The following is a 16,028-nucleotide window of genomic DNA, read 5'->3' as shown; positions in this document are numbered from 1 at the left end:
GTCAGTCTTCGAGTTCGGTCAGGTCGACCAAAAGCGCTATCAACTGATCATGACGCTCTTCACCCAGATCTTCGCGCAGCTTGCTCAGGATGCTGCGGCTGGTGTCCATGTTGGCCGCAATGATACCGCGGCCTTCGGCGGTGGCCGTGATGATCTGACGGCGACGATCTGTGGTGTCGCGTTTGCGGGTAATCAACCCTTTGCTCTCAAGCTTGTGCAGAATGCGCGTCAGACTGGGCAAAAGCAGAACGGCCCGCTCGGCGATAGATGTCGGGTCCATCGGACCTTCTTCGTCCAGCACGCGCAACACGCGCCATTGTTGTTCGGTGACACCGGCATTGGCCAGCATGTCCCGGATCGGCCACATCACGCGTTCACGTGCCCGCAACAGAGCAATTGGAAGGGATTTTGTGGTGGACGGGTTTTTGATCTTTGACGCCATAGTCCATTCATGCACTTTGATCGGCAAAAGGGCAATATCACTGGCTTGTCTACAAAGTCGCACTTTGTTAACGTGTTAATCAAATGCTTTGGGAGGGTTTTATGGACTGGGATGAATTTGCGAAATGGGGTGCGCGTATTTCGGATTGGGCACGCGGATATCACGAAACCCTACGCGACCGTCCGGTACGGGCACAGGTGGCACCGGGGGATATCCTGAACCAGTTGCCCGTCGCAGCCCCCCAAAGTGGCGATGACATGGAAACCGTGTTTGCCGATTTTGAGAAGGTTGTGATGCCCGGCATCACCCATTGGCAACACCCCCGGTTCTTTGCTTATTTCCCGGCCAACGCCACGCCACCTTCGATGCTGGCGGACTATCTGGCCACGGTGATCGCGCCGCAATGCATGTTGTGGCAGACCTCACCCGCAGCCACCGAGATGGAAACCCGTATGCTGCAATGGCTGCGCGGGTCTTTGGGGCTGGCAGACCACTTTGAGGGCGTCATTCAGGACAGTGCGTCAACCGCCACCTTGGCGGCCGTATTGACGATGCGCGAAAGGGCGCTGGGATGGGCTGGTAATGAAGAAGGTCTGAGCGGCCTGGACACTCTGCGCATCTATTGTTCAAACGAAGTGCATACCTCGGTAGATCGGGCGATCTGGATTTCCGGCATTGGCCAAAAGAACCTGCGCCGCATTCCCACTCATGGACCTTTGCGCGCGATGCAGCCCGAAGCGTTGGAAGCCGCCATTAAGGAAGACATTGCCAAAGGTCTGAAACCTGCGGGCATTGTGGCTTGTGTGGGAGGCACGGGGACAGGGGGCTGTGATGATATCTCGGCGGTCTGCGACATCGCGGCAAAATACGACCTTTATGTCCATGTCGATGCAGCATGGGCCGGGGCGGCAATGATCTGTCCCGAGTTTCGCCACCTGTGGGAAGGCGTCGACAAAGCGGATTCCGTGGTGTTCAACCCGCATAAATGGCTGGGCATGCAGTTCGATTGTTCGGCGCATTTTGTAAAGAACCCAGACGATCTGGTGCGCACGCTGGCCATCAAGCCGGAATACCTTAAGACCCATGGCCACGATGGCATTATCAATTATTCGGAATGGTCCGTGCCTTTGGGGCGGCGGTTCCGGGCGCTGAAAATCTGGTTTGTGCTGCGCGTCTATGGTGTTGAGGGCCTGCAAGAGATGATCCGCAATCATGTTGCATGGGCCAAAGACCTGCACGATCTGTTTGCCGCCGAGCAGGATTATGAAATTGTCACCGCCCCGGTTCTGTCGCTATTTACGTTTCGATATGCCCCCGGCGGACACAGTGATCTTGATGGGTTGAACCAACGTCTGGTGGATGCGGTGAATGATGACGGCCGCATTTACATCACACAAACCCGGACCAACGATCAGCTGGTGATCCGGTTTCAGGCGGGGCAGGTCAACGCCACGCAAGAGGATGTATTGCTGGCGTTTGATGTGACCCGCGAAATCGCAGGGACTTTGACCTGATCAGCACCCCAAAACGCCCAAGGAACAACCGTATTGTACTTGCGTTTCTGAGGTCCGTCGGATCATGTCACCTGACGAGGAGACACGCATGCGCCCTGATTTGATCCTGCTTTGCTTTGCCTATGTGCTGAGCCAGTTTTTCCGCGCCTTTCTGGCGGTTCTGACCAAAGTGTTGGACAGCGACATCGGGGCCACGTCCGAAGACCTGGCGTTCGCATCCGGTGTCTGGTTTCTGGTGTTCGCAGCGATGCAAATCCCTGTGGGGGCAGCGTTGGACCGAATTGGCCCGCGCCTGACATCGTCTGTTTTGCTATTCATTGGTGGAGGCGGTGGGGCCTTGTTGTTTTCCTATGCAACGACCCCTGCTCATATCACCCTGGCAATGGGGTTGATCGGCATCGGCTGTTCGCCCGTGTTGATGGCCAGCTATTACATCTTTGCGCGCAGCTATCCTGCGGCGAAATTTGCGACCCTGGCGGCCTTGATGCTTGGGGTCGGATCTGTGGGCAACCTTGTGGCGTCCTATCCAACGGCCTGGGCGGCTGAAGTGATCGGCTGGCGCATGACCCTTGTGGCTCTGGCAATTTTTAGCGCGGCAACAGCCGTTGGTCTTGGGCTCATGGTCAAAGACCCTCCCAAAGCGGAAACCACGGAAAAGGGTTCGGTTCTGGACCTTTTGAAAATGCCCGCTCTGTGGCTCATGTTCCCGCTGATGTTTGTAAACTACATCCCGGCTGCGGGTATCCGGGGTCTTTGGATTGGCCCTTACCTGAGTGATGTGTTTGATGTGTCAACCTCGGGCATCGGCACGGCATCGTTGATGATGGGCGTCGCCATGATTGCCGGGACATTGTCTTATGGCCCTGCGGATCGGATATTTGGGACGCGCAAATGGGTTGTGGTCATGGGCAATACATTGGTCGGATTGGCATGCTTTGCGCTGGCCGTGTGGATCAGCACAGGCGTGGTTTTGTCGATCGCGATTATGGCCTTGATCGGGTTTTGTGGCGCGTCTTTCCCTGTGATCATCGCACATGCCCGCAGCTTTATCCCACCGCATCTGACAGGGCGTGGCGTGACGTTGTTGAACCTGTTTGGAATTGGTGGCGTCGGCGTGATGCAATCGGTGTCAGGAAAATTGCACGGACAAATGGCCGAAACCTCGCCGATTTTGGCCTATCAAACGCTGTTTGCCTTTTTTGGTGTGCTTTCGCTGCTCGGGGTTCTGATCTATCTATTCAGTCAGGACAGAACGGACTGAGGCGACCATGCCCAACGACGACATTGATGTGATTGCGCCCAACCTGAACCGCCGATTGTCTGGCGTGACGGCCACTGTGATCTCGCTGGTCCCATTGCAGGCGCGCAAGGTTGGAATCACGGCCACAGGCGTCGCCTTGCCAGATGGCTTGCCGTTCACCCCACTATGGAAGCTGCCGTTTCTGAAGCGCCGTCTGCGGGTCTGGCACGCAAGGCGCAACAACGAGATGCTCTTGGGTATTTTATTGCGCAGTCTGGGCCTGATGCGGTTGAAACTGGTGTTCACGTCCTCATCACCGCGCAAACGCGGGGGGCTGACCAATTGGATGACGTCAAAGATGGACGCCATTGTCGCCACCACGCCCGTGAATGCCACTGTGATGCCCGGCACACCTGTTTTGATCCCGCATGGCGTGAATACCGAAGTGTTTGCCCCGGCACCGTCGGATATCTTTGGAACCGGCGATCAAAAACTGATCGGCTGTTTTGGCCGGGTGCGCCACATGAAGGGGGCCCATCATTTTGTCGACGCGATGTGTGAGCTGTTGCCGGATCATCCAGACTATACCGCCATTATCATGGGTCGCATCACGCCGGACAATGCGGCCTATGCAGAAGAGTTGAAACAACGCATTGCGACCGCGGACCTGACGGATCGCATCCTTTTCAAGGACGAGCTGCCGCTGACCGAGATGCCACGGGCCTATAATGCACTGTCTTTATATGTGGCCCCTTCATTGCTGGAAGGGTTTGGCCTCACGCCGCTTGAGGCCCTGTCCTGCGCTGTACCCGTGGTGGCCACCGATGTCGGTGCGTTTCGCGACTTTGTCAGTCAGGATTGCGGTGAGATTGTCCCCAAGGACGACGGTGGTGCTTTGGCGGCATCGATCAGGACAATGCTGGCGCGAGACCTGCCTGCGATGGGGACGGCCGGGCGCACACGTGTTCAGGCCGAGTTTGGGTTAGAGCGTGAAGCGGACGCGCTGGTGGCGTTGTACCGGCACTTGTTGGGCCAAACCTGAGCCCAATACGGGCGACCATCGCACTTCGAAATGTCCCACTTCAAGAAAAACCGGGTCCAGCCCCTTTTGTCTTATGGGAATCGGCGCTAATAGGACGCGTCTGAAACATTGGAGACCTATCATGGGTTATCGTGTCGTTGTCGTTGGAGCCACAGGTAACGTGGGCCGCGAAATGCTAAACATTCTGGACGAGCGCCAGTTCCCGATCGATGAGATCGCCGTTCTTGCAAGCCGCCGTAGCTTGGGAACAGAAGTTAGCTTTGGCGACAAGACCCTGAAGACGCAGGATCTTGATACCTTTGATTTCACCGGCTGGGACATGGCGTTGTTCGCCGTGGGATCAGACGCCACCAAAGTCTATGCGCCCAAGTCTGCGGCTGCAGGCTGTGTGGTGATCGATAACTCGTCGCTTTACCGCTATGACCCTGACGTGCCGCTGATCGTTCCGGAAGTGAACGCTGACGCTGTGCACGGCTATTCTAAGAAGAACATCATCGCCAACCCCAACTGCTCAACTGCACAGATGGTTGTGGCGCTGAAGCCGCTGCATGACCGCGCCAAGATCAAGCGCGTCGTGGTGTCGACCTATCAGTCTGTGTCCGGGGCTGGCAAAGAAGGTATCGACGAGTTGTGGGATCAGACCAAGTCTATCTACAACCCGACCGACGACAAGCCGCCTAAGAAATTCACCAAACAGATCGCCTTTAACGTCATTCCGCACATCGACGTTTTCATGGAAGACGGATCGACCAAAGAAGAATGGAAGATGGTCGCTGAGACCAAAAAGATCGTCGACACGTCGATCAAGGTCACCGCGACCTGCGTACGTGTGCCGGTCTTTGTTGGCCACTCAGAAGCGATCAACATCGAGTTTGAAGATTTCCTCGACGAAGACGAAGCCCGCGACATCCTGCGCGAAGCACCGGGCGTCATGGTGATCGATAAGCGCGAAGATGGTGGCTATGTCTCGCCTGCGGAATGTGTGGGTGACTATGCCACCTTCATCAGCCGCATCCGTCAGGATTCGACCATCGACAATGGTATCAACCTGTGGTGCGTCAGCGACAACCTGCGCAAGGGTGCTGCGTTGAACGCCGTACAGATTGCTGAAACGCTGGGTCGGGAAGTTCTGAAAAAGGGCTAAGATAAGACGGCACTAAATTTAGGGGCGCCACGTCATTGGGATGTGGCGCCCTAATTATTTCTGCGGGGTTTCGATGGCGAGCCCCGCAGGCACCAACTGCCCAACAGTTATGTCAACCTCAAGCGCGAGCATTTCAGCGGCCCGCGCATCGGGTCAGACAATTTCAAATGCACATTTTGTCTTTTCATTTGGACACCGTCGCAAAATCTTGGTTACCGGTGGGTTAATCACACATTCATTTTTTTGCTCCTTGGGCCCAAAGCCAGTCCGAGCTGCCCCATTTCTGACACCTCAAACACAGTGTTTCCCCAAACAGCGAAAACTATTGCCCAATTTCCTTGTCACAAGAGAGGTCAAGGTTTACGAACGCGTTAACCATATGAAAATGTTGCCAAAAACAGCACAGACTGTTTCCAATCCGATGGGTCTAAAGCCCCATTTCGGACGCATTCTGCACGAATTTGGCCACAGTTCACCTCCATACTGAATTCATCAACACAGTGGGCAAAACGCTAAGGAGACTGAACCATGCGCAAAGAATTTTACACCCCCCGGATCGAAACAGCTGGCCAACCTGGTGGCTCTCTTCTGGACAAAGCCCGTCAGCGCCGCCTTCGTGCACTGCTGGTATGCGAAGAGTCCGAAGAAAACCTGTTCCTTTAAGACACGACAGGATTTCCGACCTCAAAGTTGTTTGTTTCCTAGTAAAGAAAACGGTCCGGCCAGTTTGGTCAGGACCGTTTTCTTTTGTGAAAACAACACGGTTTCAGAGTGGGTCAAACTCTTCGGTTTCGGGGTTAAAGCATTCCAGCCCGCCCTCGCCGATATTGTGCCACAGGCCATGCAGACTTAGATCCCCGGCTTCGACACGCTCTTGGACAAATGGGAATGTCAGCAGGTTTTCCAGTGACACCAAAACCGCTTGTTTTTCAAAGCTGCGCGCCTTGTCCTCGGCGTTTTCGATGCCAGCCACTTTTTCATAGCGGGGTTTCAACATGCTCATCCACCGACCGACAAAGCTGTCTTTGGCCTCAAGATGCGGAGCCTGACCTTCGCACATGTCGATGCATCCCTGCACACCGCCGCATTGTGAATGGCCCAAAACAATCAAATGGGCCACTTTCAAAGCACCAACCGCATATTCCACAGCAGCACTGGTCCCGTGATAATCGCCATCTGGGGCAAACGGCGGCACCAGATTCGCAATATTTCGGTGAATAAAAAATTCGCCCTGATCTGCTCCAAAAATGGCAGTCACATGCACGCGACTGTCACAGCACGAGATAATCATGGCGCGCGGATGCTGTCCCTGCGCCCCAAGATGCCGATACCACGGCTGATTCTGTTCATACGTTGTGGCTTTCCACCCCTGGTAACGCTGTACCAGATATGACGGCAAAGGTTTGGCGTGTTCCATCGTCTCTCCTTGCGGCAAGTTTTGAACGAGATAGTCATAAATTGCACAGATTTCGAGGGAAAATCACGAAAGACTATAACTTTTTGGGAACTTCTGGCAGCCAATATCAGAACCAGCCGTGGGGGCATTATTAATTGAGGGTGAGAGAGTGGAACAGGTTTCTGTCCTGAGACTGAACGAACGGGCGCTGCTGAACCGGGATCGGATTGTGCAGCTAAAACGACAATTGGGCGAACCGACGGCGCAGGATGTTCTGTGCCGCGCGGTCGAAGAAATTGCCGCGCGGCTTGAATACGTGAGCGTGCGTTTTGGCCTTCAAGAGTTGCCGGAAATGCGCAAATCAACCCGGTCTTTGCTGGCCATTGCTGATCAGGTGGGGCTGGACACGCTGACTATGGTGGCCGACGACGTTCTGGATTGCATTGACAACGGCGACCTGGTGGCTCTGTCTGCCACGCATGATCGGTTGCTACGTGTTGGTCAAAACTCTCTCACAGAGATTTGGGACATGCAGGACATTCGTGTCTGACCCTCTTGCAGGGACGCAAACACAAGCGAAAGCGTTTCGGGATTGAGCGGGTTCAAAATTTGATCTCGAAACGCCCACAACAATATTTGGGCGCGCGCATTTCGCTTCATTATTGCGTTTCAACAATAGGTCAAAACACTTTAGGCTGAGGGTAACATCAAAAGGATGAGCCCCTAAATGTCGCTGAGTTTTGCACCCGAATCTGACACCGTTGTTCCGCTTTACCTCGTTGAGGCAGAGGAACTGGACACATGGCTCGACAGCCTGCCCGACCATGAAAGCAACTGGATCAGGGCGGCAGGCTTCCGCGCCAGCATCGGATCCCATGTTCTGATGCCTGACGACAAGGGATCGGTGTCCAAGGCGATTGCAGGATTTGGCAAGGCAAAGACGCGGGCAAGGGGCCGATTTCCCTTGGCGGCGGCGGCCAAATCCCTGCCTGAAGGTATCTATCGTCTGGCCACGGACCTGCCTGCCGGGGACCTTGAGACCGAGGCGCTTGGCTGGCTTCTTTCCGGGTATGCCTTTGACCGCTATCACAAAAACCAAGGTGCCAAAGCTCGGCTGGTTTGCCCGACAGGGGTTGATGCCGCAAAGGTCGAAGCGATTGCCAACGCCGAGGCACTGACCCGCGATCTGATCAACACGCCTGCCTCGGACATGGGGCCCGAGGCCTTGGAGGCAGCGGCCCGTGAGGTGGTAAAAGATTTTGGCGGCAAGATCGATGTCATCGCAGGTGACGCTTTGCTGGATCAGGGTTTTCCCATGATCCACGCTGTTGGTCGTGCGTCCGATCAGGCACCGCGTCTGATTGATATGCACTGGGGGCAAGACGGACCCAAGCTGACTTTGGTTGGCAAAGGCGTGTGTTTTGACACAGGGGGTCTGAACCTCAAACCCGGTGGGTCAATGGGGCTGATGAAAAAGGACATGGGCGGGGCGGCCACTGTTTTGGGGTTGGCGCATATGATTATGGCACTCAAACTGCCCATTCAGCTACGCGTGCTGATCCCGGCGGTGGAAAACGCCGTATCAGGCAATGCCTTTCGTCCCGGTGACATTTTGAATTCGCGCAAAGGGTTCACGGTTGAGATCAACAACACCGATGCCGAAGGGCGTCTGGTGCTGGCCGATGCTTTGACGCTGGCAGATGAAGAGAACCCTGACCTTGTTATCTCAATGGCCACGTTAACCGGTGCCGCCCGCGTGGCCGTTGGTCCGGATTTGTCGCCCTATTACACCGATGACGATGGGATTTCCGCAGCCCTCACCAAAGCTGGCACCGAGGTGTCTGACCCTGTCTGGCGCATGCCGTTCTGGGAGCCCTATGAAAAGATGATCGAACCCGGCATTGCCGACCTCGATAACGCCCCCAAGGGTGGATTTGCAGGCTCGATCACGGCAGCCTTGTTCCTGCGCCGGTTTGTTGAAAACCCGCGCTATACGCATTTTGACATCTATGGATGGAACCCGGCAAATGCGCCCGCCCGCCCCAAAGGTGGCGTCGGCATGGGCGCGCGCGCATTGTTGCAGGCCCTGCCCGACATGTTGGATTTTTGATGGACCGACGCACGACCCCCTGCAACGGAGAGGTTGCCGCCGCCGAGTGGCAAGGCAAGGTCGAGGCACAGCGTTTCGTGCAGGGCCAGTTTGCCCGGGTGTCTGCCCCGGTGATCGATTTGCGTTGCGATCCAGACGCCAAACCTCTTGACCGGCAATTGCTGCGTGGGGATCGGTTTCGGGTTCTGGATCGAAAAGAAGGGCGTGCCTTTGGTCAGGCGGATCGGGGGGGCTATGTTGGCTATGTTGACGAAGCCTCGCTTGAGGACTGGCAGGAGCCGACCCATTGGATCAGCGCACGCGCCAGTTTCGCTTTTTCCAAGCCCGATTTCAAAGCCCCGAACCCTCAGGTGCTCAGCCATGGCGGCCGTGAAAAGGTGGTTGGAGAGCACGGACGTTTTAGCGAATTGGCGACCGGTCAGTTCGTGCCCAGCGCGCATCTGTGTCCGATAGCTGCTCTGGCCATTGATCCTGTGATTGAGGCCGATAAATACCTTGGCACACCGTATCTCTGGGGCGGAAATTCAATTCTGGGCATTGATTGCTCGGGTCTTATTCAGGGCGCGCTGATGGTCTGCGGCATCCCCTGCCCCGGCGACAGCGATCTGCAGGAACAGGCCTTTCCAGATGCCACTGGAGGATATCAGTGCGGTGATCTGGTGTTCTGGAAAGGCCATGTTGCCATAGTGGTTGACAGTGAACGGCTGATCCATGCCAATGCTTTTCATATGGCGGTGGCCTATGAGCCCATCACCGATGCAATCACGCGAATTATGGATCAGGGCGACGGTCCTGTGACCTCTCACAAACGACCGGCCTTGAAAGGATCAACATGAGCGATGCATTCTTCCACCCTGTATCCGGCATGGAATTGCCCCGGTTTGCAGGGGTTCCGAGCTTCATGCGGCTGCCACAGGTGCCGCTCGATGATCCACGCTGTGACGCCGTTCAGGTTGGTATTATCGGCGTGCCATGGGACAGCGGCACCACCAACCGTCCGGGCCCCCGGCATGGCCCCCGGCAGCTGCGCGATATGTCGACAATGATCCGGGCTGAAAATGGCGCCACAGGTGTGCGCCCGTTTGAGATGGTCAATTGCGCTGATCTTGGGGATGTAGGGCCAAACCCGGCCGATATCATCGACAGCATGAGCAGGATCACTGCCTTTTTCGAACAAGTCATCGCCAAAGACATCATGCCGTTAACAGCCGGCGGCGATCATCTGTCTTCGCTGCCGATCCTGCGCGCGCTAGGGGCCAAGGCGCCCCTCGGCATGATCCATTTCGACAGCCACACAGACCTGTTTCACAGCTACTTTGGCGGCACCATGTACACCCACGGCACGCCGTTTCGCCGCGCCGTGGAAGAAGGCCTTCTTGACCCCAAACGCATCGTGCAAATCGGCATTCGCGGCACGGCCTATGACAGCGAAGACATCGACTTTGCCAAAAGCACCGGCATTCGCATCATTCGGATTGAGGAATTTTTTGATCGGGGTGTGGCGGATGTGATGGCCGAGGCCCGCGAGATCGTGGGAGACGGAGACACTTATGTTTCTTACGACATTGATTTTGTCGACCCGACCTTTGCGCCCGGCACCGGCACGCCAGAAGTTGGCGGCCCAAACTCTTTTCAGGCCTTGCAGGTCGTGCGCGAACTTGAGGGTGTGAATATCATCGGGGCTGATCTGGTCGAGGTATCCCCACCGTTCGACGCCTCCGGCGGAACCGCCTTTCTTGGGGTCTCTATCATGTTTGAGCTGTTGTGCGTGATGGCCCGGCGCATTGCCACATAATCCCAAGGACGCCAAACAAAGGTTGGGGACGAGATATCCTGCGCAGCCGAAAGGCTGCTCAATCTGGTGACGCCAATCAATGGTTATTCAACCGCGCGGATCAGCTTGCGTTCCAGCACACGCAACACAGTCTTGAGGTCATGGCCACGTTTCAGAACCTGACCGTCCACTCCGATCACCGCATAAAGCCCCTGGCGATTGCGCAGCTTTGGGCGTTTCTCGATTCGGTAAAGCGGATTTTCTGCGGTGCGTTTAAACACCGAAAACACTGCGACATCCCTCAGGCAGGATATACCATAGTCTCTCCATTCCCCGGCAGCGACCATACGGCCATATAGAGACATGATTGCTCCAAGCTCTGTGCGATGAAACGCCACCTGCGTTGGGGTTTGCAAAGGTCCGTTGAACGGAATGGGGGGCTGTGCATTCATCTGTTCAGAGTTGCGCCAGTTTGCCAAAAAATCAACCCCGCCCCGATTTTGCCCCAAACTAATCGGCAAATGGCCTTTTGCTTTCCCTCTTGTCGCCCCAAGCGACCTGCATATTCACTCCATAGCGAAACAAACGCTACCTCCGGCGACGCGGCGTTCTTGCCCCCACCCAGTCTGCGTCGTCGGAGGGCATTTCCCCCCAACATACCATAAATGCATCAGGCAAAGCTGCCCTGACAGAACCAGCCTGCGGACATCGCACCGCCATGGGCGTAATACATGTGCAGGCAATCCCCTTCGCGGCAGGTCACACGCCAGTAATCGCGCACGCCGCTGCGCCATTCAGGATCATCCAGCCACCATTCCGGCGTGATCCGTTCTGGTCCGGTGGCCATGGCCAGATGCAAATCACGCCCCCGCCAGCGAAACTGGCCCGGCGGATAGGCGCTGTCCGGGGCGGTCACTGGCTCGGGACGCCAGATCAATGTGGGGCGTGGGGTTGCGGGCGCAGGCCAATCCTGTCCATACGGCGCGGCCCAGGCCGCCGCCATCACTTTGGCCGTCTTTTCCGGCAGATGGCTGTCGGCGGGATGCAACCGCGTGATCCGCTCCAAACCCACACGGGCCCCCACCCGCCCAATCAGATCATCCAGCGCTTCTGAGCCGTTCAACCGCTTGGCCACGGATTGTTCTGCATCGAAGCGTCCGGCCATGGGACGTTGAAGCGCGGCTTCGACCTGCACCGCTTCAAGCCGCAGCATGTCGATGCCAAAGCCTGCATCAATTTCATCCAGCTTCATCGACAGAAGCGGGCGGATGCGATCCACCACAGACGACGCACGTGCCAATCCCACCTCAATCCATTCGCTGCCTTGATCGACACGAAATGCCTGAAGCCGAACCTGCCGAGCGACCTTGCCGCGTTCCTCAAGCATCACGCAAAGCCGATCAAGCAAGCGCACCATCCCGGCCTCAATATCGTCGCGCAGACCAATCGGTTCCGGCAGGGTCATCCGCACCGCAAAATTCTGGACTTCCCTGGCCGGAGCGATCGGCTCTGGCACTGAGCCCAACGCCTGATCCAGACGCAATATCAATCCCTTACCAAATCGACGCGCCACTGTGGCGCGGGGCTGATTGGCAAGATCTGCGATTTTTCGCAGCCCAAGACGTGCCAGATGGGCCTGTGTCTCGGCATCAATGCGCAGGCCCGCCACGGGAATATCTGCCAGCGCCGTTCGGGTCTGACCCACAGGGGCAATTGTGCTGGCTGGCTGTCCTGTGACCCCGATCTGAGGCGCGGCCCCGCCCTTGGTCCAGTGTCGTCGCCGCGCCGCGCGCACCCGTGTGGCCGGGGCCTCTTGGTCGATCGCATCCCCACTGCGGTGCATCAGCATATCTCCGCGCCCGGAAAATCGCGCCAGCGCCCAGGCTGCTCCGGCCGTGTCCGCCACACCCGCCAACACTGTCAGTCCCAGCCTTTCACACCCTTCCTGCACGGTCTCGATCACCCCCTGCTCCCCACCAAACAGATGCGCACACCCCGTAATGTCGAGCATCAAAGAAGCCGGGGCCTCTTCGGCCACCCATGGCGAAAACTGCACCGCCCAGCGCCGCAGCGTTCCCAAAAACGCCGCCTCAGCCTGACGGTTCTGCAACCGGGTGAGCAGCCCCGGACACATGGCTTGGGCATCCCGGTGTGGCTGATCCACATGCACACCTTCACGGCTCGCCGCTTGCGAGACCGACGCCACCACCTGCATCTGCCCTGTGTCGCGCAACACAGCAAACGGCCGCCCCCACAGGTCCGGCTCGGACCGGATCAGGCGTTCGGCCCCCAGACGCGGGAACCACAAGGACAGGACACGACGATTTACCATCAGGAATTTGACATTTGGGCAGCAATTTGTTCTCTTTTTGTTCTTCTTATTTATCGTGATTCGATAGACACTGTCGAGAGCAGGACCTCTGAAGCCATGGTTGCCGAGTTGTGCATCACTTCGAATTTCACCTTCCTCACCGGGGCGTCCCACCCCGAGGAGTACATGCGCCGTGCCGCCTTGGATGGATACGAGGCGATTGCCGTCACAGATGACAACACGGTGGCGGGCATTGTGCGCGCCCACACCGAAGCCCGCGAGATTGCCCGGCAGGTGAAAGAGCGGCAGCAGTTTGATGCCAGCCATGGTCTGATCGGCCCGCCTGCCCCCAAAGGCTGTCCTTCTGCCCCTTCTGCCGCGATCCTGAACATTCCGCGTCTGCTGCCCGCCGCGCGGCTGATCTTTTCAGACGCCCCGCCGATGACGGCCTTTGCCGCCACACGGCAAGGCTGGGCCAGTCTCTGCCGCCTGCTGTCCAAAGGGCGACTTCGGGCCGAAAAAGGCGCATGCATTCTGAGCCTTACAGACATTTTCGACCACTCCGAGGGGCTGGATCTGATCCTGCATCCCGATCCACAAACGCTTCACCTGCCGCGCGGCGCGGGGGGATGGTCTCAGCACATGAAACGGCTGACGCGCCGCTTTGCCGGGCGGATGTATCTGCTGCTCTCTCCTCGATATGATGGGCTGGACGATGCGCATTTTCGCGCGATTTCAGACACTGCAGATCACCTCGGTCTGCCCCTGATCGCCAGCGCCTCACCCCGGATGCATCACGGACGCCGCCGACGACTGGCCGATGTGCTGAGCGCCATTCGCACCGGCAAACGGGTTGATGCCTTGGGGCGCGATGCGCTGGCCAATGGCGAACAACGCCTGCGCAATATCCCGGAAATGCAACGCCTGTTCCGCGGCTATGAAGGGGCGCTGGACAACACCGCCAAACTGGCCGCGAAGATCACCTTTTCGCTCGACAGTCTGCGCTATGAATACCCCAGCGAAGTGGCCCAGGGTGAGACCGCCGCCCAGCGCCTGTCACGACTGGCGCACGAAGGGTTGCGCTGGCGGTATCCTTATGGCGCACCGGAACGGGTGAAGGGCATGCTTGCTCATGAACTCGACCTGATTTCGCGACTGAAATACGAACCCTACTTCCTCACAGTACGTGACATTGTGCATTTTGCGCGGGGCCGGGACATCCTGTGTCAGGGCCGGGGAAGTGCTGCGAATTCAGTGGCTTGCTATTGTCTTGGCGTGACCAGTGTCAGTCCCGAAGTGGGCACAATGGTGTTCGAACGTTTTGTCTCTGAGGCCCGCGACGAGCCGCCCGATATTGACGTTGATTTTGAACATGAACGCCGCGAAGAGGTGATCCAGCACATCTATGAACGCTATGGCCGTCACCGGGCGGGCTTGTGTGCCACGGTGATCCATTATCGCGGCAAACGCGCCATTCGCGAGGTGGGCCGCGCCATGGGGCTGAGTGACGACACGATCTCGGCGCTGAGTTCACAGCTTTGGGGGTTCTTTTCCACCGATGCCGTGCAAGACGAACGCATGCGCGAAATCGGGCTGGACCCCAACGACCGCCGCCTGAAACAGACCATGGAACTGGTGCATGAGATCATCGGATTTCCCCGTCACCTGTCGCAACATGTCGGCGGGTTTATCATCACCGAGGGTCGTCTGGACGAGCTGGTCCCAATTGAAAATGCCACCATGGAGGACCGCACGGTCATCTGTTGGGACAAAGATGATATCGACAGCCTTGGCATCCTCAAAGTGGATGTACTGAGCCTTGGGATGCTGACTTGTATCCGCAAGGCGTTTGATCTGATGGCGCGCCATTACGGCGAGCAATACACGCTGGCCAACCTGCCCCAGGAAGACCCGAAAGTGTACGACATGCTGTGCAAAGCCGACAGCATCGGGGTGTTTCAGGTGGAAAGCCGGGCGCAGATGAATTTCCTGCCCCGCATGAAGCCGCGCAATTTTTACGATCTGGTGATCGAGGTCGCCATCATTCGGCCGGGGCCCATTCAGGGCGATATGGTGCACCCTTTTATTCGGCGACGGAATGGTGAGGAAAAAGTGTCGTTTCCCTCGGATGCTTTGGGCGAAGTGCTGGGCAAAACCCTTGGCGTGCCGCTGTTTCAGGAACAGGCCATGCAGATCGCCATCATCGGTGCGGGGTTCTCGGCGGAAGAGGCAGATCGCCTGCGACGGTCCCTCGCGACCTTCAAAAAACACGGCAATGTCAGCGAATTTCACGATCGGTTCATGCGCGGGATGAAGAAAAACGGCTATGACGAAGACTTTGCCGCACGCTGTTTCAGCCAGATCGAAGGCTTTGGTTCATACGGGTTTCCCGAAAGCCACGCGGCGTCTTTTGCCCTGTTGGTCTATGCCAGCGCGTGGATCAAATGCCACCATCCGGGCCTGTTTGCCTGCGCCCTGCTGAACTCACAGCCCATGGGGTTTTATGCCCCGGCACAGATCGTGCGGGATGCGCGCGAACACGGCGTTGAAGTGCGCCCGGTTTGCGTCAACGAGAGTTACTGGGACAATGTGATGGAACCGGATGGCCGCGGCGGCTGGGCGCTGCGGCTGGGGTTCCGCCAGATCAAAGGCCTGCGCGAAGAGGATGCGGCGTGGATCACTGCGGCGCGCGGCAACGGGTATCTGTCGGTCGAAGATGTCTGGCGCCGCGCGGGCACTGCCCCGCCGGTTCTGTTGCGCCTGGCCGAAGCTGACACATTCCTGGGTCTGCGTATGTCACGACGAGAGGCCCTGTGGCAGGCCCGCGCCATCCATTCGGAAAAGCCATTGCCGTTGTTTGCCGGTGACATGGACGGCGAAGGCATTGTGGAACCTGCCGCCATGCTGCCCGAGATGAGCGAAGGCGAACAGGTGGTCGAAGACTACGTCGCCATGCGCCTGACGTTGCGCAGCCATCCGGTGGCGCTGTTGCGGCATGTGCTGACGCCCGAACCTGAAAACACAGTGGCAGGTGCGACGCGCGGGCGTTAAACAC

The 16,028-nt window shown here is 57.5% G+C and carries 14 protein-coding genes; 10 read left to right on the top strand and 4 right to left on the bottom strand.

The window, feature by feature from the left end; genetic code table 11:
- Position 1: 1 nt before the first annotated feature.
- Complete coding sequence (hpaR, locus tag BUC32_RS10050; RefSeq protein WP_073252180.1) at positions 2–442, bottom strand: homoprotocatechuate degradation operon regulator HpaR; 441 nt, start codon at positions 440–442, stop codon at positions 2–4.
- A gap of 101 nt (positions 443–543) precedes the next feature.
- Between hpaR and BUC32_RS10045 the strand changes: the two genes are divergently transcribed.
- The 5 genes from BUC32_RS10045 to BUC32_RS21130 all read left to right on the top strand — a co-directional run bounded on the left by BUC32_RS10045 (position 544) and on the right by BUC32_RS21130 (position 6,045).
- Positions 544–1,956 (top strand): pyridoxal phosphate-dependent decarboxylase family protein, encoded by a 1,413-nt coding sequence (locus BUC32_RS10045; RefSeq protein WP_073252400.1) that lies wholly within the window; start codon positions 544–546, stop codon positions 1,954–1,956.
- An 88-nt stretch (positions 1,957–2,044) separates the two neighbouring features.
- A complete protein-coding gene (locus BUC32_RS10040; RefSeq protein WP_073252399.1) occupies positions 2,045–3,217 on the top strand; it encodes an MFS transporter in 1,173 nt (390 codons plus the stop codon).
- Positions 3,218–3,224: 7 nt separating this feature from the next.
- A complete protein-coding gene (locus BUC32_RS10035; RefSeq protein WP_073252178.1) occupies positions 3,225–4,238 on the top strand; it encodes a glycosyltransferase family 4 protein in 1,014 nt (337 codons plus the stop codon).
- A 121-nt stretch (positions 4,239–4,359) separates the two neighbouring features.
- Positions 4,360–5,382: an aspartate-semialdehyde dehydrogenase gene (locus BUC32_RS10030; RefSeq protein WP_073252177.1), complete on the top strand. Its 1,023-nt coding sequence runs from the start codon at positions 4,360–4,362 to the stop codon at positions 5,380–5,382.
- A 528-nt stretch (positions 5,383–5,910) separates the two neighbouring features.
- Positions 5,911–6,045, top strand: a complete 135-nt coding sequence (locus BUC32_RS21130; RefSeq protein ID WP_281248974.1) for a hypothetical protein — start codon at positions 5,911–5,913, stop codon at positions 6,043–6,045.
- 103 nt (positions 6,046–6,148) lie between these two features.
- Here the strand turns inward: BUC32_RS21130 and BUC32_RS10025 are convergent, their stop codons facing one another.
- Positions 6,149–6,799: a carbonic anhydrase gene (locus BUC32_RS10025; protein WP_073252176.1), complete on the bottom strand. Its 651-nt coding sequence runs from the start codon at positions 6,797–6,799 to the stop codon at positions 6,149–6,151.
- 148 nt (positions 6,800–6,947) lie between these two features.
- On the opposite strand from BUC32_RS10025, the gene BUC32_RS10020 reads away from it, so the two are divergent.
- From BUC32_RS10020 to speB, 4 genes are all read left to right on the top strand, one after another.
- The gene (locus tag BUC32_RS10020) at positions 6,948–7,328 is read left to right on the top strand and encodes a hypothetical protein (protein ID WP_073252174.1); all 381 of its coding nucleotides are present in this window, start codon (positions 6,948–6,950) and stop codon (positions 7,326–7,328) included.
- 177 nt (positions 7,329–7,505) lie between these two features.
- Positions 7,506–8,888 carry a leucyl aminopeptidase family protein gene (locus BUC32_RS10015; protein WP_073252172.1) on the top strand — a complete coding sequence of 461 codons (1,383 nt, stop codon included), beginning with the start codon at positions 7,506–7,508 and terminating at the stop codon, positions 8,886–8,888.
- Positions 8,888–9,724 (top strand): C40 family peptidase, encoded by an 837-nt coding sequence (locus tag BUC32_RS10010; protein ID WP_073252170.1) that lies wholly within the window; start codon positions 8,888–8,890, stop codon positions 9,722–9,724. The genes BUC32_RS10015 and BUC32_RS10010 overlap by 1 nt, the downstream gene beginning before the upstream one ends.
- Positions 9,721–10,683, top strand: a complete 963-nt coding sequence (gene speB, locus BUC32_RS10005) for an agmatinase (protein ID WP_073252169.1) — start codon at positions 9,721–9,723, stop codon at positions 10,681–10,683. The genes BUC32_RS10010 and speB overlap by 4 nt, the downstream gene beginning before the upstream one ends.
- An 83-nt stretch (positions 10,684–10,766) precedes the next feature.
- Here speB and BUC32_RS10000 read toward each other — a convergent pair whose 3' ends face one another.
- On the bottom strand, positions 10,767–11,114 hold the full coding sequence (locus BUC32_RS10000) for a DUF2794 domain-containing protein (RefSeq protein WP_073252397.1): 348 nt from the start codon (positions 11,112–11,114) through the stop codon (positions 10,767–10,769).
- Between the two features lie 218 nt (positions 11,115–11,332).
- A complete protein-coding gene (locus BUC32_RS09995) occupies positions 11,333–12,994 on the bottom strand; it encodes a Y-family DNA polymerase (protein ID WP_073252167.1) in 1,662 nt (553 codons plus the stop codon).
- A 96-nt stretch (positions 12,995–13,090) separates the two neighbouring features.
- Between BUC32_RS09995 and BUC32_RS09990 the strand changes: the two genes are divergently transcribed.
- Positions 13,091–16,024, top strand: a complete 2,934-nt coding sequence (locus BUC32_RS09990; protein ID WP_073252166.1) for an error-prone DNA polymerase — start codon at positions 13,091–13,093, stop codon at positions 16,022–16,024.
- Positions 16,025–16,028: the final 4 nt, after the last annotated feature.

Source organism: Shimia gijangensis (assembly GCF_900142085.1).
GTDB classification, from domain to species: domain Bacteria; phylum Pseudomonadota; class Alphaproteobacteria; order Rhodobacterales; family Rhodobacteraceae; genus Shimia; species Shimia gijangensis.
The sequence above is the reverse complement of the archived record's forward strand: the minus strand, read 5'-3'. Positions and strand labels throughout refer to the sequence as shown.

Excerpts from the sequence above, each read along its gene's own strand:
- BUC32_RS10030 (WP_073252177.1), top strand. The coding sequence starts at position 4,360 with ATGGGTTATCGTGTCGTTGTCGTTGGAGCCACAGGTAACGTGGGCCGC.
- BUC32_RS10015 (WP_073252172.1), top strand. The coding sequence starts at position 7,506 with ATGTCGCTGAGTTTTGCACCCGAATCTGACACCGTTGTTCCGCTTTAC.
- BUC32_RS10010 (WP_073252170.1), top strand. The coding sequence starts at position 8,888 with ATGGACCGACGCACGACCCCCTGCAACGGAGAGGTTGCCGCCGCCGAG.
- BUC32_RS09990 (WP_073252166.1), top strand. The coding sequence starts at position 13,091 with ATGGTTGCCGAGTTGTGCATCACTTCGAATTTCACCTTCCTCACCGGG.
- BUC32_RS10000 (WP_073252397.1), bottom strand. The coding sequence starts at position 11,114 with ATGAATGCACAGCCCCCCATTCCGTTCAACGGACCTTTGCAAACCCCA.
- hpaR (WP_073252180.1), bottom strand. The coding sequence starts at position 442 with ATGGCGTCAAAGATCAAAAACCCGTCCACCACAAAATCCCTTCCAATT.
- speB (WP_073252169.1), top strand. The coding sequence starts at position 9,721 with ATGAGCGATGCATTCTTCCACCCTGTATCCGGCATGGAATTGCCCCGG.
- BUC32_RS21130 (WP_281248974.1), top strand. The coding sequence starts at position 5,911 with ATGCGCAAAGAATTTTACACCCCCCGGATCGAAACAGCTGGCCAACCT.
- BUC32_RS09995 (WP_073252167.1), bottom strand. The coding sequence starts at position 12,994 with ATGGTAAATCGTCGTGTCCTGTCCTTGTGGTTCCCGCGTCTGGGGGCC.
- BUC32_RS10040 (WP_073252399.1), top strand. The coding sequence starts at position 2,045 with ATGCGCCCTGATTTGATCCTGCTTTGCTTTGCCTATGTGCTGAGCCAG.
- BUC32_RS10025 (WP_073252176.1), bottom strand. The coding sequence starts at position 6,799 with ATGGAACACGCCAAACCTTTGCCGTCATATCTGGTACAGCGTTACCAG.
- BUC32_RS10045 (WP_073252400.1), top strand. The coding sequence starts at position 544 with ATGGACTGGGATGAATTTGCGAAATGGGGTGCGCGTATTTCGGATTGG.
- BUC32_RS10035 (WP_073252178.1), top strand. The coding sequence starts at position 3,225 with ATGCCCAACGACGACATTGATGTGATTGCGCCCAACCTGAACCGCCGA.